The organism is Pseudomonas sp. HP_14 (assembly GCF_055283875.1).
This window is the reverse complement of sequence record NZ_JBTOQI010000001.1, coordinates 26,608-45,832: the sequence shown is the minus strand read 5'-3', so window position 1 is coordinate 45,832 and position 19,225 is coordinate 26,608. Positions and strand designations below refer to the sequence as shown.

9 protein-coding genes are annotated in these 19,225 nt (G+C 54.9%); 4 read left to right on the top strand and 5 right to left on the bottom strand.

Annotated elements, in window-relative coordinates; all coding sequences use genetic code 11:
• Nucleotides 1-27 precede the first annotated feature (27 nt).
• From ACYASS_RS00160 to ACYASS_RS00150, 3 genes are all read right to left on the bottom strand, one after another.
• Nucleotides 28-828 (bottom strand): HNH endonuclease, encoded by an 801-nt coding sequence (locus tag ACYASS_RS00160; protein WP_463584576.1) that lies wholly within the window; start codon nt 826-828, stop codon nt 28-30.
• Between the two features lie 103 nt (nt 829-931).
• Nucleotides 932-1,246, bottom strand: coding sequence for a DUF7693 family protein (locus ACYASS_RS00155; protein ID WP_463584575.1), 315 nt, complete (start codon nt 1,244-1,246; stop codon nt 932-934).
• A gap of 1,986 nt (nt 1,247-3,232) precedes the next feature.
• Nucleotides 3,233-7,312, bottom strand: coding sequence for an NACHT domain-containing protein (locus tag ACYASS_RS00150; protein WP_463584574.1), 4,080 nt, complete (start codon nt 7,310-7,312; stop codon nt 3,233-3,235).
• Nucleotides 7,313-7,477: 165 nt separating this feature from the next.
• On the opposite strand from ACYASS_RS00150, the gene ACYASS_RS00145 reads away from it, so the two are divergent.
• The 4 genes from ACYASS_RS00145 to ACYASS_RS00130 all read left to right on the top strand — a co-directional run bounded on the left by ACYASS_RS00145 (nt 7,478) and on the right by ACYASS_RS00130 (nt 12,961).
• On the top strand, nt 7,478-8,452 hold the full coding sequence (locus tag ACYASS_RS00145; protein ID WP_463584573.1) for a phospholipase D family protein: 975 nt from the start codon (nt 7,478-7,480) through the stop codon (nt 8,450-8,452).
• 139 nt (nt 8,453-8,591) lie between these two features.
• Nucleotides 8,592-9,125, top strand: coding sequence for a hypothetical protein (locus tag ACYASS_RS00140; protein ID WP_463584572.1), 534 nt, complete (start codon nt 8,592-8,594; stop codon nt 9,123-9,125).
• Nucleotides 9,126-9,215: 90 nt separating this feature from the next.
• The gene (locus ACYASS_RS00135; RefSeq protein ID WP_463584571.1) at nt 9,216-10,931 is read left to right on the top strand and encodes an RNA-directed DNA polymerase; all 1,716 of its coding nucleotides are present in this window, start codon (nt 9,216-9,218) and stop codon (nt 10,929-10,931) included.
• Nucleotides 10,932-11,032: 101 nt separating this feature from the next.
• Nucleotides 11,033-12,961, top strand: a complete 1,929-nt coding sequence (locus tag ACYASS_RS00130; protein ID WP_463584570.1) for a DUF4209 domain-containing protein — start codon at nt 11,033-11,035, stop codon at nt 12,959-12,961.
• Between the two features lie 26 nt (nt 12,962-12,987).
• Here ACYASS_RS00130 and ACYASS_RS00125 read toward each other — a convergent pair whose 3' ends face one another.
• Entirely contained in the window at nt 12,988-14,598 is a 1,611-nt protein-coding gene (locus ACYASS_RS00125) for an LA2681 family HEPN domain-containing protein (protein ID WP_463584569.1), read from the bottom strand.
• A 115-nt stretch (nt 14,599-14,713) separates the two neighbouring features.
• Nucleotides 14,714-19,177 carry a tetratricopeptide repeat protein gene (locus ACYASS_RS00120; RefSeq protein ID WP_463584568.1) on the bottom strand — a complete coding sequence of 1,488 codons (4,464 nt, stop codon included), beginning with the start codon at nt 19,175-19,177 and terminating at the stop codon, nt 14,714-14,716.
• Nucleotides 19,178-19,225 lie beyond the last annotated feature (48 nt).

Genomic DNA, 19,225 nt, shown 5'->3' with positions numbered 1-19,225 from the left:
ATGGATGGGGCGCGGTCTTCAGTGCAGCTAAGGCAGATCCCATCCACGGTCGCTATGGTGTCTTTGGATGAAGTCCGCACTTGGTGCCAATTCCAGATTTTTCGGCAAGCGCATTTTCTTGCCGTGCAGTTCGACGGATATCTGTTTGTCGAAAGCAGTGTATGGCTCTGCGGTCATCTCTGGATCGGAAAAGTGGATGCGGTGTTCTAAATCGATGGTGATCCAGTCTTTGTCGAAGAGTGAATGGTGGAGGCTATTGAGCAGAATCCCGTTTCGCACATCCAAACGGTCTTCTGGCTCACAAATCGCCCAGGGAACGATGTGGCATGCTTCCAAGGCCTCCACAAAGGTGGTTCCGGTGAATGCACAGCTAAACTCGTAACACCGCAGCAACGCATCTCTGAACATGACTTGAGCCATGCCCCGCGATTTCACCAACCGCATGACATCGCCGGAAGTGCTCGGATCATTCGAAAGATCCACTATAAGGCTGTCATATCGGTTGCCATCGGCGGCGAAAGTAAACGGATTATCAATCGTCTGCCATGGAAATTCGAACACTGCCTCTTGGCCTTCCTGGCGCCGGCTGAGGTCATATGCTGAAAAACCCGCACCAATGACCCCTTTCCTGTCAGTGACTAGAATCGTCAACGGCTGGAGCTTCTCAACCAAGCAATGCTCCTGGATCAATCCAAGCACAAACCGGATGGGGCGATGGTGTATTCCAATGGCGCTTGCCAACTCTCCGTAGGAGATCGTGCGACGATTTCTAGCGCAATCGACCAACACGTTCCAGGCATCAAAAGCACGCTGGGCTTGGTTTACCAATTTTAGCAATCCTATGTCTAATGGGGAGTTGACCTGTGTCCAGACCTCTCACGCAGGACTGAGCCCGCAAATAACCGCCGACACCTACATGGGTGGGCTCTCCTCACGCCGCCGCAAGCAATCGCTCAAGCGCTTGATGCTCCCAAACGCTCAGCAGTTCGACGGGATTGGTGCTGTATGGCTGACTCGATGTGAACGCGTAGGCACGACCGTCCGGACTGTAACAGCTCTCGCAGGTGCGCAAACTGCCAGCCTCGTTGTAGAAAGTGATCGTCCACCCATCCGCTTCGACGGTCATGTCACCGCACTCAATGTCTGACCACGTTTTGTCGCCCGACCGATTCATTGTTCTAACACCTAGCGCGATCTCGCGCATGATCTGGTAGCTTTCGCGAGAGCAGAGGAGGGCTTGCGGCAAGAGGATTCACGCTCAAAGGTTTAGTTTCGCAAGCGTATCTCACCACTCCTGTTCTCGGATAGCCAAGGTGATGGTCAAAAGCCTGAAGATACCATCCCATGATGGGGCGCTCGGAGAGGAAAATCACGCTAGCCGCGCCACTCGTCGGCATAGTTGTATCGCTAACTAACCGAGAATATTATCAATATATACCTAAATAGATTAGAACCTGAAGCCATGAGCCAAGCGCGGCTGTATGCGCAACGGACTAATTAGACTAATAAAACTCATTGATCTAGTGCAATTTTTTATCTTCAGGCAGTCGTTTTTTTTAATAAATCCAAATACTCGCATGAGCATTTATTTTTTTCTGCGCCCGCCTTAATCGACGAATAAGGCCATATATTGATTAGCTGCCCAGAAAACTTCCTACCTTGACAGATGGCCGTTCGGGGATATGCTGGGCACCATTGCCCCCTAACTTCTTACCACTGTACCTGCCAGACCTAACACGATGCTGCCTCAAAGAATAAAACATCCGTCATCGAGACTTCCATGTTTACTGATTTTGCGTATGGAAAAATTGCTCTAGCAAGGTCGGTCGTCCTTTCATAGTGCTAATCATCAATTTGATATGCGGATATGTACTTAGCGAAGCGATCATGATGTCTCGAAACCCGGCCGATGCCTTCACAGAGGGCCTGATATCATGACGAATTTCCAGGTCGGTTTTGGGTCAGCCACTTGCAATCTAGGTAATTTCTTGCGCAGCTTTCGGCTCCAAGTCTTCTGCCAGACTGGCTAGAGAGTCAGGCTTTGAGATTCGATCCAGCTCTCATCATAGAACGCTTCGGAGGGTGCTATGTCAGGCGTTACTAGACGTATCAAGCGACGCACAAGGTCATTAAGGATGCCGACCACGCGACGTTTGCAGAGCTGCCGCGTGACTTCTCGGGTGGTGTCGGTTTCCACAACAGCCGACGCTGGTTGAGTTCAGGACGTGATCACCCTGAGCGTGCCATTAAGTCGGCTGGCGCAGGTAGATCTCTTGCACTGCGCAGGGCCTATTACACAGTGCAGCACGCGTCACTCGATTACGGATTCGACACCGAACAGATAATGTTCATCTGGCAGACCGCGAGCCGAGCGTATTCCTTAGAAGAGCTCAAGTCGATATTTACAGTAACCTTTGAAACGCTGCAGCCGAGAAAAACCTATCGCGATTATCACCATGTGGATGTGACTTCGATCCACTCAGTCTGTAAGCAACCCATGGATATTTTTGAGGGGCAGGGAGCAGTGGCCATTAGGACTTTGGCTTGCTTGGACGCTAAACGTACTCTGCCGTTTCTACCCGCGGTTTTTATCATTGATCGGGATCATCCACCATTCAGATTGGCTCCCCCAAAAGCATCATGGGGCGACTTCACATACGCGCTGCTGGAGAAGCTTGTTAGAGATGGTCTAGCCACCGAAGGCCTTCGTTGCAAGCTCTTCGCGCGAGATCTAGGCTTGTAAGCCGAAATGACTAGGGCGCAATGAAAAGGCAGTTTTCTCGTTGGGCTTACTACCTTTCGCCGCCATGAACGGGAACCGGTCTTAGCTCAGCTATCTAACTCAGCCTTGCTGATCCTTGTGCTGCTTAACGGCATGACGTGCAGCATTGGGCACGGGCAAATGATGCAGAAGATGTTTGCGCCCGGCGTGCAGCCCCAATCTGGGCAAGCAATGGCCGAGCATACCATGGGGATAGATCACTCCCATCACCACATGGACAAGGCATCCGCGAATAAGGATCTGCCACCAATGCCAGGCATGGACTCGCCCTTCTCTGAAACCTATCGGTTCTGATCGTCATGCGGAGCTGCCCAATCCCGGATGGCATGTGGCAGCGGTTGCAAAGGCGGTGAGCCCATAGACCAACAGGTTGCTCTTATGACGTCTGAGTGCCGTGCGGAGCAGCTTTACTGATATCGCCACGTCGCTCGGATGATCACCCCGTGAGCATCAGGTGCCAGGAGTCGCTAACATTCTTCCGGCCGTGAAATCCATGACCACCACGTCAATGTGAGGTCTGGATGCTTCTGGTAGGGATTGAGTCAGCGCCATGCCCATATCGCAGGGTGTACTTGGGGTAGTGATGCTCGGAGGTGGAGCTTGCAGTCTTCTACCCGAACTGGATGCCAGCGACCCAAACCACAACACGCAGTAAATCCCACAGCCTTGGGAGCGCCAGTCGATCAGGTATTTCTCCTGCAGCTGGGTCTGGGCTCCTTCCCAAACTTCGTCATGCCACTGCCCCTTAACCTCCATGGGCAACTGCAGGTCACCACAGATGAATGCGAAGTCAGCACGTTTCGACATCGGCATGTCTACTTCAGTCAACATCTGAATTCCGTAATGACGCATTTCGGCACTCAGTATCATTCCTAGCCGATCACGACATGTGTTCTCGATGTAGGGCAACCCTGAGTCATTCCAGAACATGCTGACCAGATCGAGATCATCGCCCGACAGCCTTTGCTGGATCACCGAAAGTTCGTGTAGGACGAGCGCTCGTAGGTCACCGATACTGCTTGGAGGGTCGTCCGCGAGCAGCGCCATCAAAGCTTCTGGCTGCAGGGGTTCGGATTGTTCTTCGATTCGTTTCTGACCCTGCTCTGCAGCCATGTGCAACAGATCCAGGCTGTAGCTGTCCGCGGGCTGCGCGATCAGCTCTCGCAGGGCTTCAATCGCCGGCGCGCGGGTGTCGTGGGCGAGCGCACCGATCATCGACAGCATGAATGCCGAGGCTTCATAGGGGGCTTGGCTGCCATCGCTCGATGTTGGTGTAGTGCGGCGTGGCCAGGCGCATCGAAAATGCTCGATGATCCACTTCGCGCGTTCAGTGTCGAGTACCGGGGTTAGCCCCGGGCGCTTGGTAGGCAAGCAGTTAATGATTGCCCATAGAAATTGCGGATGCGAAACGCTGAGGCCGACCAGCTCATGCTCCACCTCTTGGAAACGGATCAGAAAATCAATCGCTCTCCATCTGAGCATCCGGGTCTCGCTTCCAAATTCGCCCACAGCACGCGCCCTGGCAATAGCGGCCAGTTCGCCCGCCTGGTCTGAATCAATGAGGTGGGAGAGAAGGGCAGCCTCCACGCTTTCCGCCATGCTCGTATGCTTTGACACCCACTTGGCAGCCAACTCTATTGCACTTGCACGCCAGGGGAGCTCTGAGAACAGAATGTGCAAGGCAGCAATGTGGGCGTTGCCTGCGGTGACACTGGGCTCAAGGCAGCCGCTAATAAACGCGCTCCGACGCGAATCGCCTGATGACTCGCTGCCCTCATCCTCAGCACCAAACAGGCGCAGCTCAAGTTGACTGCGCAGCGAGCCAAGATCGTCGACAGCCAGGTTAAGCTGGTTGTGCAAGCAGACAGCTAGCCCCACCTGGATGACAGGCTCAGGGATGGCGGTGAAGTCACGTCCGCCTCTCAACCTGACCAGCAAGCCAGCCAAGATGGGGTAGCAATAATTCCAGATAGAACTTTTTGCAACGCTTTGCGCTACGTCGGCGAGTGACGGTAGGTTATCGCGATGGAGAACCGCCTCGAACCCATGCAGTGCGACCTCGGCAAGGTCTTGGCCCAGCCATTGAACAAGCGCCGTTTCGCCGGCGACAGCCTTGCCGTAGACGTAGCGGTGTCCAAGGTAGAATCTTGCAGCAGGCAATATTTCCCTAAGTTCTCCGCTCAAAAGGGAGGAAAGATTCTGGAGGTACTCCTCACGTTCACGCGCGTACTGCGCTTGGAATTCGGCGGCCAACCGCGCATCTCTTTCCTCCCGTCTGACCTGATAGTCCGGCTTTGGCGGGTGCTCCAAGTTGTAGATGTAGGCTTCCAGCTCTGCGTCATTACGCTGAAAGAGGCGGCTGGCAGCCCTCACTTTTTCGCTGAACGCAGAGCTGCTTGCTGGAACAAGCATCAAGTCGCGCCATGCTTCTCGGGCTTTCGGGTCGGCAATGTCCTTGGTGGCATGCTGCTCAAGAAACCAAATCAGATCGTCCTTATGCTCTCGAAGGCCGAGTAAACATTCTTCAAGATCACAATGCCGTTCCCAGACCGATCTCTGCACGTCCATAGCGAACAGCACGTGCTGCTGAACAGCTCGACGCAGCGTGTGATGCTCATTGAGCACTTCGCTGAGCATTCTTTGCTCCTCGGTGCCGTACTGATCTCGCAGTCCTCGCGTAGAAAGCCACCTCCACACCAGTGCCGCGTCTTGAGGCTGGACGATTTTCTCAGTGATAGCGCAGGCTATGAGTAACCCGATGAAATCGATGACAGGCCCGGGGTTCACACCGTCACCAATCTGCACATCTACAACATGTTCGGTCATTAGATTGAGCACCGCGACAAGCTTGGTTGCATCCAGCCGCAGAAGGATCTGAGGGCCATCAAGAGCAATGCTGAGCTGCTGGTGGTCTTGGTTAGCTGGGCAAACCAAAAGTCCCGAACATGCAAGGATATTGCTGACCAGGATGACGTCAGGAACATCGCAGTCGATTTCCTCGATAATGAACTGCGCCAACGTAAACGATGCTTCCGTACATGCGGCCTGCAGCGACACAATGGTGTTGCGCCACCACTCTTGGTCACGACTTCTCGTCATCGCTCGGGCAGCGTTTTCTCGATCCCGATAGTGGTATCTGGGTGAGAAAATGACCTGTTCCAGAACGGGGTGCAGCTCTACTGCTAGCGGGGTGTCGACAAGCCCCTCGATCAAGAGCGAGCGCAGCTGCGCGTTGCCATTCTCAGCTGCAATGATCTGTTCGATCCTGGTTTTCAGATCCACATGCATCAATCCGGCCGCTCGATGGCTGCCACCGTCTCGTGATCTGAAAAAGGGGTCGCGGGCTGAAAGCTCATCCAGGGCGTTGAGAAGCCGGTGTGCTTGCTCGGCGGTAAATTGGGACGTTTCACCATAGCGCAGGACGCCGTAAGGATCCGCATCGATGATGGTTCCTGCCATCGGTGCGCTGTGGAAGGCTAGCCAGGCATGAAGGCCTCGCAGGTTCGCGGGTACGCTGTCACCCAGCTGAAATTGGGCAAGCAGCCGTTTTTGAACACGCGTTGTCCTGACGCGATCCGCCAACCATCGTGCTCCGAGATACTCAGCCAGTACCCGGTGGACGGGCTTTGCGCGACCAGGCCCCACGGTCAGAAACAACTTGGACGAGAATATGGCTCGTGCTGCCCCGGCCTCTGGCAGATCAGTCAATTCGGCAAGCCGGATATCGCCATTCAGCACTTGGCCAGGGTTGGCAAGGCTGATCGCATCTGCCCCGGCCAGGATCAATCCGGCACTGACCGCACCGGCAGCCGATAGAGCCTGTGCCATCGACAGCTGTCCGAGCGCCTCATGGGCTCGATCAGTGTCATGTTCCGGCCAGAGGAGGGTGCAAACGCGCTCGAACAATCCTGCCCGGGTAGACGGAAGAGCCGCATCAGCGCTTGCTACCTGTCCCATGAGATCGAGCGTGAGGGGATTCTGATAGAGCTCGGTAATCCCCTGATCAGCGAGGTGTTCCAGGACATGATCCACATCAAGCTGCGGATATCGCTGACGAAGAAACTGGTCGGCTTCCCAGCGCGAGAATGGATCAAGTATGAGGATGCTTGGCTCAGCGCCGTAGATCTTTTTAAGGGCCGCTTCACTGCGTGATTGCCATTCCCTAGATCGGCAGCAAATGATGAAATCCGGACACCCTGCGTCGTCCAGCTTGCCAAACACGAGATCAACGGCATGGCCATCACGAACCGCTGCAGCCTCGTCCAAGCCATCGATCATCAGAGGCTTTCCTGGGGTGACGAAGCGGCTTGGGTTGTCGCTGGCCATGAACCTGCGCGCTGAAATCACCTTGACGTCCAAACGCCGGCCCAACTCTTCAATCAGCTGACTCTTACCCATTCCAGGCTCACCGAGAATGACTTTCGCACCCTGAACCGCAAGCAGGTCGTCTTCGTCTACAGTCCGCAGCCTATCGTCACCACCGCTCAGTTGAAGGTGCAGTTTGCGAGGAAAGTAGTGGGCGGATGGCATGATCGAACAGCTCCCTGCTGGTGCGACGTTTGGACTCGGCGATCTCGAATTCAGAGGTGATCATAACGGGTTTTCTAACACGCAGAGTGGACAGACATGAGCGACGCATAGCAGGCTGATCACCTAGAGTTGTGCCCAGCGAATGTTCAACAAGGGATTCAGTAGATGGAACGCACGACCTTCCTTTCAGATACCAATGAAATTTTGGACACGATCAAGCGCTTGATCCACGACGCTGAAGACGATTACGGCATTGCAGTCGCATTTTGGGGAAAAGGCGCCGAAACCCTCATTCCCAGCCATGGTAGCGGCAAGATCATCTGCAACCTGGGCCACCCAGGCACGAACCCCCATGTGATCGAGAAAATACGGTCGAATGCCAATGTCAGCGTCCGCTATCTTGATTCCTTGCACGCCAAGGTAGTGGTGTCTGATCAAGGTTCGTTCGTGGGGTCATCCAATTTGTCAGAAGCAGCCCTAGGGATTACGACTTCCATAGGCGAATGGCGCGAAGCCGGTGTCTTCCTCGAACCCAGCAATATGGCAGCCAAAAACGCCTGGTCTTGGTTTGAGGCTCTCTGGAAAATGGCGAGTCCTGTCGAAGATGCCGACATCGCCGAGGCGGCAGCCCGCTGGGAAAATGAAGCGCTCTCAGAAAGACCGTATCGCAGATCGGACACACTGGCAGACCTTAAGATAACGGGCGAAATGGGCGATGCGACAACGCATCGGTTACATGAGCTTCGGCTGTTTGCCCAGCGCTTGGAGTTCTCGTTTGAACGCGACAGGATGACGATGGCATCTCACTCGTTCCAAGCGCTATACGACGACTTGATGGGTATTCCTGCTCGCCAGCATGGTGACCCTCAATCCAAGGGGGCAAACCGGAAAGCCGCGGGCCAGGCGGCGAATGTTCTTTGGGCACAAAGTGGTGCAGAGCCCTTGGCGCGACTGAAAACCCCAAAGGGAACCATTCAGGTGGATGATCCGAGAGTGTTCCTTGATCGCTCCGGTGACTTAGGCCTCAGCGATCGGGTGTGGGAGTTCCTGAACAAGCTTGCTGCACAGAGCAGGGGAGATGGCAACGATGCGTATCACTATTGGGCCGGCGAGGTGGTCAGCAAGCACAACATCAAGTAGCTTGCTGGATCTGAAGCCCTAAGCATTGCTCTCTAGGCAGTGGCGCAATCGACAGGCTATTTGGCGCATACGACAGCAGCTCGTGATGGATCTACGAGACCACTCGAATTTCACGTTCGATCCTAAAAGGAATTTCTCCATGGCTGTTCCCGCCGAGTTCAACGCCGCACAGTGGTTCTCCGATAACACCACGGGCGGCTCGCGGCTTACCCCGGAGACTCAGCATTCCATCGCAGACTTCACTACGATGTGGAATTTTTTCGAGGGCAATCTGTGCCGCACTGAGGGGAGTATTCCTGCCTTCGAACGCGTCGCGGAACGTTATCGACCGAGTGCCGAGCAGCATCAGAGGGTTTGCGGTTGCTTGGCCTTCTGGCGATATCGGTATACAGATGAAGAGGTCATACTGCCCAGATTCGACAGGCTGGAGTTTCGCGCCAGAGATCGCAAGGCTCTGGTAGAAAGTGTTCTGCTGGGGCAGAACGATGAACCACATGATGTGCTCCTCGCTGCGCTCATCATTATCTACAGACTGCGAAACAACCTCTTCCATGGTCTCAAGTCGCTCGAAACACTCAACGACCAGGTCGAGAACCTCAGGACGGCCACGTACTGCTTGTCCGTCGTTCTAAACGCAACACCTTCACCTCTCGTTAGACCTCAATACGCTTAGTCAGGGCTTGGCGCGGTAGTACGGCGGTGTCAGTGTGCCGCCTACGCCAAGAACAAATGATCAGCCACACATACAAAGCGAAGGAACGTTATGCAGCTGCAGGATTTGCTTGCCAAAGGATATTTCCCGATCCAGCTACCGGTTGGATTCGGCACCAAGCCACTCGCCGACAAGATTGAGCAGATCAAGGCTGTATGGGACGCAGCGACGGCAAAACAGGCTGGCGCATCTCAGGCTGAGAAATTCTCGGTCGCAAGATCTTCCTACAGCAGGCGAACAACCTCGATTCCCAATCCCGTCAGTTTCTATGCATTGGCTAAGGAAATCTGTGAGTATTGGCCTCAGATCCAGGCGCATTACGATAAAAGTAAAATCTCTCGCAGCATCCCTGGCACCGACGGGAGCCTCAGAGCAATCGAGCTGACAAAGTTCAGCGACTTGTATGAGGCGCGGGTGTGCCAATCGGCAGGGGCGCGCTACGCGTTGGTCACCGACATATCGAGCTATTTCCCCACGGTGTACACCCACACCATTCCGTGGGCGTTGCACACCAAGTCGGTTGCGAAAGCGAACAAGACCAAAAAGACGCCCGAATTTTTTGGCAATATCCTCGATGGCCGTTGCATGGGGACACAGGATGGCCAAACCATTGGCTTGCCAATTGGCCCCGACACCTCCCACATCATTGCGGAGATCATCGGAGTGTCGATTGATGAGGCAATCCACGCCGAGTTGGGTGAATGGCCGAATGGGTTTCGCTATGTCGACGACTTCACTTTCTTCTTCAACAAGCGGGAGGACGCCGAGAAGGCGCTGGCCATCATCATCAAATGCGTCAGTGCCTACGAGCTCCAGATCAACGCCTCGAAAACGAAGATCGTCGAGGTGCGAGAGCTCGTCCAAGAATCCTGGAAATACAGTCTGAAGAAGCTGACCGTCTCAGCGAGAAAGCGTCAACAGAAAGACGACATCCACCACTATTTCGAGATGTTGTTTTCGCTTGAATCAAGGTTCAAGGACGAGAGCCTGGTCAAATACGGCCTCAAGCAGCTGTCCTCAACCATCGTTAAGAAATCCAACTGGGCCATCGCAGAAGCTTACATCCTCAAATGCGGGTATGGATTCCCAAACACCCTGCAGGTCATTACCCAAATTCTTGCGACCTACCATCGATACGATTACCCGATGAACATGCCCGCACTGCGCGCCTTCAGCCGGAACCTTTTGGGGTCAGCCGCCGCCGCGAATCACCACAGTGAGACTGCTTGGCTCCTGTGGCTGTGCAAGGAACTCAGCATCCATCTCGACGCCCCATTGATCCTTCAGGTGCTTCAGATGGAGAGCTCCATTTGCTCGCTTATCGCTCTGGATCTCATCCACTCAGGGTTGGTTGACGGTGAGGTCGATCTTGCGACTGTTCCGGGCCTACCTGTCACCGAGCACGCGCTCAAAGGGAACAACTGGCTGCTGGCTTATGAGGGGGGCTATCGGCAGTGGCTCGGAAACTCAGATGTCGCGTTCATAAAAGCTGATCCCTGCTTCAAGGCACTGCTGGATGCGGACATCAGCTTTTACGACGACGAAGCCCGACTACCTCCGATATTCCAGCTTAGGGTTGACGCGGCGCAGGCCGTTGATTTCGATTCGGATGATGAGATCGACAGTGAATTCGAGTTCGACAATATGGACGAAGAGTACTTCGACTCGACCGCACCCGATGCAGAGGAAGAAGATGAAGAGCACGACGCCCCGGTCGCGAATGCGGCCAATCTTCCTGTAGATATTGATGCGCCGGATGGCTGGTGAGGAGAACATCGAAACGCGTCCTTCACGGGCGCCAGTCATGTCGTCATCCGACCTGAAATGATCAGCTCACTCCTGAACTTCACATTCCCTGAGGATATGCAGTGCCTGAACAATGCTATCGCTATCCGCACGCCACCCCTCTGACGATTGAAGCATTCAGGTCATTGGAGTTGAGCACGCTGCTGCGTGACAGCCGACCCAACTACCACGATATCTCGCGCGTGCTGGCGGACGGTGCCCGCTTACAGATGCAGGCAAGTGACCACGAAAAGGCCCGCGTGCTCTGGCTCCTGTCCGACCTCTGCTCCATGATGCTCAATCCCTCGAATCATCAGGAGCCCTTGAGGCCGTTCGCAGTGTTTTCTGACAGGCGCTCGTTCGATATTTCTGACCTGACAGCCGACGAGTATGAGTTCTCAAAACTGCTGATCAATGATCTCGAAACGGGTCTGATAAAAGCCCGCCTGGCGGAAATCCTCTGGCTAAATCCCGATAGGAACAGGGTGAACTATGCGCTGGCCGCGATTGAGGGTTACCAGACGGCTTCGCTGACCGACGATCTCTGGTGCAGTGGCGGTCAAGAATGTTGGGAGCGAGCGCTCATGCTTGCCAAAAGTTTAGGTAACGGCGGGAGAGCTGCTGTCGAGCAGCTTACTGACGTCCTTTTCAACGCGCTGGAGCATGAATTCCAAACGCCATCTTCGCTTCTTGCGCGCCTCGCTCAGACCGTCCTTGAGCACCGCCTTGCCCATGCTCTGGCTGCGGATCTTCCTGAGAAACTTGAGCGTGCGGGTCAAGCATTCGAGCGCAATGGTGAGCTGTTCAGGGCTCGGCACTGCTTCGAACTCGCGGCGGACGCCTACCGCCTAGCCAAGAATCAGATAATGGCAGCTCGCATGGTGATAGCCGTCGCGCAGACGTGGGTGAATGAGGCACAAGTCAGGGATGATGGCAGTAATGCGCAGCCCCTCATCGCGATGAACCATCTCGCGAAGGCCCTTCAGATCTATCGACAAGTGCCGCAAAAGTTTCGCAACGAGCTAGGTATCGCGGGCGTCTATGAACATCTTCGCATTCAGATTGCCGAGGCAGGCAGCCTTACTGTCGAGAAGATGGTTATGGTGTCGAGTCCAACCGTGGACATCACGAAAATGGTGAACATGGCCTTGGAACAAATCTCCGGAAAGAATGGCATCGACGCGTTACGTACCTTCACGACACTGCATCCTTTCGCGAGCGCCACGGAAGCGCGCAATGGGGCCAAGCAAACGCTCGGCGCCGGATTTCTACGTGCACTGCATTGTTTAACCCACGTCGACAGTACTGGGCGGGTTATAGCGAAGGCTCCTGGTATGTCCATGAACGCTGTGGCTACAGCTTCAGATGAAGAACGAATATGGGCCGAAATGGTAAAGGGACACGAGTCCACCAGAGATCTGGCGGTGCATGGCTTGATCCTTCCCGGACTTCGACTACTGCAGCGTGAGCACTGTTTCAAGGAACACGATCTTATTGACCTGGCCAAGGCTTCCGCACTTGTGCCGCCCGAGCGAGTGGCAATGGTCGGCAAGGGTCTGTATTGGGGGTCAGTCGGTGAGTTCGGAATGGCGGCGCATTTCCTGATACCTCAAGTGGAAAACATCGTTCGGTACCACATGAAGGGTGTTGGGCTGAACACTTCCAACACCGATCGCAATGACGTCGTGAACGAGAACGGCCTCAGCACCTTGTTGGATGTTGCGGGTGTCGAGAAGGTGTTTGGCCAAGACGTCGTGTTTGAGCTCAAAGCGCTGTTTTGCAGTTCTTTCGGGCCGAATCTGAGAAATGACTTCGCCCACGGTTTGATCGACGACAGCGATTTCTACTCGGTGAGCGTCGTGTACGCATGGTGGTTCACGCTTAAGTGGGTAGCGATGCCTTATTGGGGACAGCTGGCGCAGAACGAGGCGTTACAGCAGAGTGCCAATCCCGACGCCGACGCATCGGGCGAACGTGAGGCTGAGGGTGAGGGTGAGGCTGATAAAACATGACGCTGTGGCCCTAGTGCTCGCGTGGGTCATGTCTTGAGGTCATCTGGATAGTCATCCACTGGCAACTCGACAATCAACGACTCGCCATCTTTCTCAGCTTGGCTCTCCTGGTAATGCATGGCGAGACACAGATAGATGAGGGCCGAACGGGAAAGCTTCAGGAGCAGGAGGGTATTCGCTACAAGATCCTCCCGATCGATCACAAACGCCAAATGGTCGGTCGTGTGCTCAGATGGCGTTCCAATCCAATGGAATTCATCGACGATCTTGGCGTACTTGTGTTCGAGGTGATTTCTCAGTTGATCTAACGCTTGCGCGTCGGGTCGAGCGACGTCTTTGAGCACCTTGGAGTGAATGTCCTGCGATACCCAGTATAGGGCTCGCAAAGGCGTGTTTTTGGTGGTCTTGAATTCATCCCGGATAACCCGCGGCGTTCCCGCAGGCGTTCGGGGTGGGACAGGCTTGAACCACAGTGTCCTGAAGCTCACATCACGTTCAGGTATGCCGAGCTTCCAATACGCATTGACGAAATAGGCAACCTTATCCAGGAGCGAATAGGCACTTCGAAAGGCGGTCTTGATTTGCTCCAGTCCCATTCCGTACAAGGCGTAGTCGTAATTGAGAGCGAGCGCCATACCCTTGTCCGCTAAGTGCAGCGACTGGGAGTGTTCTCCTTGGTAAAGACAGTGCCGGGCGTAGCCGTATTCCTGCTTGAGCTGGTTGTAAAAACCCAAGTAGGTGATCCCTACCTGGGCGTTATGGTTGGGTAGCCTCAACACGTCGTAACTCGCGACCGGAAGAGCGCCCAGGTCATTCATGGGATTCAGAAAAAGCTGGGCATCCAGGCACCACTGGCGATACCGACGTTCTTCTTTGGAACGTCCAAGACTATGCTCCAGCAACTCAGCATCGCTTTCATCGTCAACTCGGTCGGCCACCCAAGCTTGATACCGTTTGAAGCACTCAATGGCCTCGGGGTAGGTTGCCCCGTCACGTTCAACCCCACCTGCGATGGCCGACTCCAAGCTGCGCCGCCCATGAACGAAAAACCAAAAGGTGTGGTCTCGGTCGTAGAGGGCAAGCCCGTAGTTCAGCAGTCCAATACCGAGATTTCCAAGTGCCATGCCATGGATAGGGATCTCATCCAGAGCATTGCGCCATTCGGCGAAAGCCTCGATCAGTCGACCGCACGCACTGAGCGCGTTGCCAAGGTTGCAGTAGACGCGAGCACGAAGCCCCGGGGTCAGCAATTTGAAGCCCGGGTGCTGGATCGCCGCATGCAGAAAATAAAGCTGTTTGAGTAGAGCAGGGTGGTCGAGGGGTTCAGCACCCTCTGGCTCTGCCTCGGCACGTCTGAGCTCCGCCCAAGCGTTCGAAGTCGAATAGAGAACAAGACACGCGTCGTCTTCCGAGCATGCCCTTAGGATCGCATCGACGAACCCGATGGCTTCCCGCAGTAGAACCTCATCTTTGGCGTCACCGGCTGCGTCGATCAGCGATTCGAAAATGCGCCGAAATCGGGAGGAGGGCCCACCACTCCCAACCAACGCTTTGAGCGCCCGCAGCAAATGATGTCGATCGTCCGCCTTAGGCACATATCCCTGCTGCGTAAATCGTTGGTGAAAATCTTGCGTCATGGCGTCACCGCTGTCTAATTGCGATCGAGCTTAGGGGGTTCTCATTGATTCGGCTGATCGCAATTGAGTCCTTTGAATCAGTCCTACACCTAAGTTAGGGCAGTTGCGATCGTAGCTACACGTCCTGATGACGCGGTGCTGTTTGTTGCCCATCTGAAGCCAGTGCAGGCACCGCGCGCTGGGGAAGTGCGTGGATAGCATCCAGTGTTGAGGGGGCGACGGCCGACCAAAACGGTGCTACGTAGCCATAGATAATTTCCGCGTCCAGCTTCACATGTTTGCATGGGCGCTCGGCTCGCTGTTCAGCCTCCTGCATACTTCGCTCAATAGCTCGACGCGCCCTGGGGCTGATTCTGAACTTGTGGAATTTGAGGAAGATCTGCTTAAGCGCTGACTGGCAGAAATTTCCCTGGCAGTGTGGATGCCTGAATAATGGCTCAAAGCTGTACTCAATCAACTGGAGCATCACGCCAAGGCTGCAGCGGTGCTGCATGAACATTCCACACACGAAGTCCACGATGACTGGTACCGCTGTGCGAAACGCCAACTGCGACTCAGCAAGATAGTTGCGCAGGCGGTTGATGCCGAGGTTGGCGAATGCCTCTCCCTGACTCATCATGAAAATGAGATCTACAGCTCGAACCGAAACAAAGCTGCGCCTCGTCATGACCAGCCGCATGACGGCACGTGAGTACTCGTCTGGCGCCAAGCTGTCCTGCCGTAACGCTTCATGCAGCACCATCTGAACTGATGCGCCATCAACACCTATCAAGCTCGCAATGTCGCGCAGCCTGGCATCCAATGACAGAAGTCCTGCGCCATGCTCCTGGCACGCGAGCAGGACTGCGTAGTCTTCATGGCCCAAGATATCCTTGAGCATCTGCAGTTGCTCAGATTGCTCAGGTGGCCCGTACGCTGGTACTACTTGGCAGAAGGCTTCGATAGCGTTTCCGATTGAGTCGAAGAACAGACGCTCCTCCCGCCAGGCCGCCTCAGTTTGCTCTTGAAGGCCGAGTTGCCCTTCGCGGGAATAGAGTGTGCCGCTCTTGCGGTAGCGGGCCAAAGTATCCAATTTCGCATCCAGCAATTGCTTGGTGGACGTCGTCACGTATAGCCGAGAAAATAACTCCAGAACATCGAGTAATCCGAGAGTCGCAAGCTCGACCAGCATCGCCAAGTCAATGACCCATGACTGACCCTGGGTTGTATCCACCGGCAAGATCTCGGGAGAGCCAGCCCCCGATGCAACGTGGAGAAGTGATCCCTCATCGGGCCATCCCCTCACGAGCTCAATGACGTCTACACCAAGCAAGCGAGCCAAGAGACTCAAGGTGGCTTGGTGTTGGCCATACAAGCTGATGGTGCTAAGGCTCTGTGCCTTCTTTTGCTCAATCTGATCAACGAAGAAAGACACGTCCAGCTCGCCGTCATCTCGCTTGGGAATCGTCATGGCAACGAGCGTCTTGCTTGGAACAACCGAATTTGAAACCCGCTCGTATGAGAGGTCAAACAGGCGCCGGTGAATACTAATGATGCGTTTGACCGTGAGCGTTTGTTCACCCACCACGCTGCTGACTGATGTTGTATCGCCGACTTTCAGACCAAGAAACCGAGAAGCCTGCTGCGAGTCCGCAGTGATGAACTCACTCGAAGATGCCGGTGGGAGGTCAGAGCCGAGTTCGATTGAGACATAACCATTTTTGCCAGTGCTGTCTTCGAGCTCCACAGATGTGCCGATTGCGACCACAGAGGGGAGGGCTTGAATAGCCTCAACTGTATTCGTCGCCATGACCATGAGAGAGATGTGGCCGGCTGCAGCTTCAGTATCATCGCCATACAGCCGCATTGTTCTGTAAATCCGGTCAAGGCCGGACTCCGGCAAGTCCCGACTGAGCTCCACGTTGGCAAGCTTCAATAGTTCTGAAGCGCTGCCGTTGAGCACTGCTGGTAGCTTGGAAACGCAATCATCCATTAGGTCTGGATTCTCGTTTGCCAGAATCTGGATGAGCAGGAGCCAGCCGGCTGCATCGCTCGGGCTTTCGTTGACGAGCAACTCAGCGATCTCGCGCATCTTTGACCAGTCACCGGCTTCGCCATAAACACTCAATGCCACATGGCGGGCATCTGCGGAGTTTCGCCATTCGCCCGGTAAAGACTCCAAAAGGTCTCGAACCTTTGCTCGTTGATCTCTGAACGCATAGCAGTGGAGCAAATCCACATGCATCGGGCTAAAGGAGTCGAGCGGGAGAATGCGCTCAAGCATGGCGATCGCGTCATCGTAACGCCGTGCGTACAGCATCCACTGCGATGCGATGGACAGATCCAGAAGGTCGTTGTTTTGAGGCGCAAGTTGGGCAACGCGATTTTCATATGCCAGACGCATTGCCTCATCGTTGGCGTAGGCGCGTGCTGCAAATACCCCGTCAGAAATAGTGCACGTCTGGGGGGTGATGCCCAGCTGTGTCATCTCACCACGAATCACCCCATGCTGGTCGTTGCGTAGCAGTAGCTCCCAGTGCATATGCCGGAGGATGCGAATCGCTCTGCGGGAGTCGTCCGTCTCAGGCTGACTGAGCTGGGCGTTGTAAGCTGCGGTGAGCATGCCCCCATTGTTCGCGATCAAGCATGCCTGCGCGAAAATCACTCTTGCGTCGTCTGGAAGCTGGTCGATCCGATCTGCAACTCTAGCTACCGCCTCAGCGTGGCGTTGAAGATCGCAGAGCGCCTCCAGCTCCACTCGCACCGTAAGCTCATCCTCAGCCACACCACGCTGTCTGCCAGCTTCGATCATGCTCAGCGCTTCAGCTGGCTGTCCTAGCAACAGGTACGCATACGCAAGGTGAAAGACGACTTCAGTCTTTGTCCTGGGACTCTGCTCAGCCCAGAGCACTCCCTCGCGATCGTCGAACCTCGATATAGCGTCGAGGATGAGCTCACGCCGATCTGAGGGTTGCGATCGGGTGTTCACATGGAAAGGGTTGTCTGTCGCCAATCTAAGGACGAACCGTAGATAGTTTTCGAGTATGAAGATCGAGCTGTCAGATTGCTCCATCGCCTTCAGAATGGTGGCGATAGCACTTTCATCATCGCCAGCTCCAGCCATGGAACTGGCCAGCATCTGCCAAGCCCCAGACTTGTCACGAAATGCCTCAGGCAGATCTTCGATTGCCAGTTGCTCCTTGTTCAGAAGCCTTGCATTGGTCAGCGCAACCCAGACGGAGTAAGACTCCGGAAAGCGCACGATTGCCGCCTGTCCAACCTCAATCGCGGTCTGCACATCGTTCTTGAGCATGTAGGCACGTACGTGCCCAGCAACGATGCGCTCATCTTCCTGGTAGAGACTGGCGGCCATTTCAAGATCTGCCGAGGCTTTATCGTCATCAGCTAGATGCCAGAAACACATTCCCCTCAGGAAGTACCACCGGGCCTTTTGGTGGTCATCAAATGTAGTGAGATCCTCTTCGATGAGCTCCAACTGCGCCAGCGCATCAAGGTAACGATGATCGTTGTGCAATTTGCTGACACGGTCGAGCTGGCGGGAGGCGAGGGTGCTCTCCGACGTCTGACTGACCGTCGGGAGCTCATCAGCGAGCAGCGTTCGGCTGGTAGGGGCGCTGCCAGAGAAAAGGGGGGCCAAGTAGTCCGCAAGCGGTGCAAGCTGATTCTTACGTTCTTGACTGATGTTTACGCCGCCCAGATTCAAGTCTCGGACAGCTTCACGCATGAGCCGCGCGGTGCTGAATTCCTGGGCCAGCCCATCAAGATGCAGGGGCAGGGAGCTCAGGTCGATTTCCGCGCCGGTGCCATTGAGCTCAGAACAAACAGCAACCAACTTCGCCCACACAGCGCCGCTGTCCTTATGGGGCAACGCGTGCTCAATAAATTGCTTCTGGTATCCAACCTCTTGGCTACGATCCGAATCGAGATCTTGAGGAATGAACTTAAGATGCAACGCAAACTGTCGCAGGTCTTCGCCAGCAACCGGTGCTTCGTTGTAGGACTCGGCCGCCGCCTTGATGGCAGCATATGCCGCTTTGTTGCGCTCATTGCTGGCGCCTTCAGCGTGCACTCGGGTATACCAAGTGTCGTGTGAAAGCGAACCGAACGCGAGTCTCACGACTTCGACAGCGCTATCCATGTGCGAAGAGCTGGCTACGTGATAAACGATAAGACTATCGTCGATGCCCCGCTGGAATGCGGGCGCTTTGAAATCGAGCCAAGCAAGACCGATAGCTTCTCTGAACGCCTCGTTGCTGATGATCGCTCTAGGCGAGCGCTTCATCTGCATCCTGATCGTTGCTTTCTGGCCTGTGCCTGGTGAAATTGCGTGGATCACCAGGTCGTCAGTATTGTGACCAAACAACCTGGCTTGGAACAGCAAGCCGCCAATGACGAAACCCTCACGCAGCCCTGCGCAGTTGTCGCCAAGGCACATCGCAAGCAGCCGCACTGCTTGAACACGATGTTCAAAGGTAATGCCCCGCCCGCCGGTGGAAATAGGGCTCGCGACCTGTTTCTGCCGGACTTCAGATTTCGAAGCGGGAGCTTTTGCTGCCTTAGTCCTTGGAGGCCGTGCCATACCTGGTTCGCGCAAATGAGATGCTGCTCATCTTATCGATCATTTGAG

Excerpts from the sequence above, each read along its gene's own strand:
- ACYASS_RS00150 (WP_463584574.1), bottom strand. The coding sequence starts at position 7,312 with ATGCCATCCGCCCACTACTTTCCTCGCAAACTGCACCTTCAACTGAGC.
- ACYASS_RS00135 (WP_463584571.1), top strand. The coding sequence starts at position 9,216 with ATGCAGCTGCAGGATTTGCTTGCCAAAGGATATTTCCCGATCCAGCTA.
- ACYASS_RS00140 (WP_463584572.1), top strand. The coding sequence starts at position 8,592 with ATGGCTGTTCCCGCCGAGTTCAACGCCGCACAGTGGTTCTCCGATAAC.
- ACYASS_RS00125 (WP_463584569.1), bottom strand. The coding sequence starts at position 14,598 with ATGACGCAAGATTTTCACCAACGATTTACGCAGCAGGGATATGTGCCT.
- ACYASS_RS00120 (WP_463584568.1), bottom strand. The coding sequence starts at position 19,177 with ATGGCACGGCCTCCAAGGACTAAGGCAGCAAAAGCTCCCGCTTCGAAA.
- ACYASS_RS00145 (WP_463584573.1), top strand. The coding sequence starts at position 7,478 with ATGGAACGCACGACCTTCCTTTCAGATACCAATGAAATTTTGGACACG.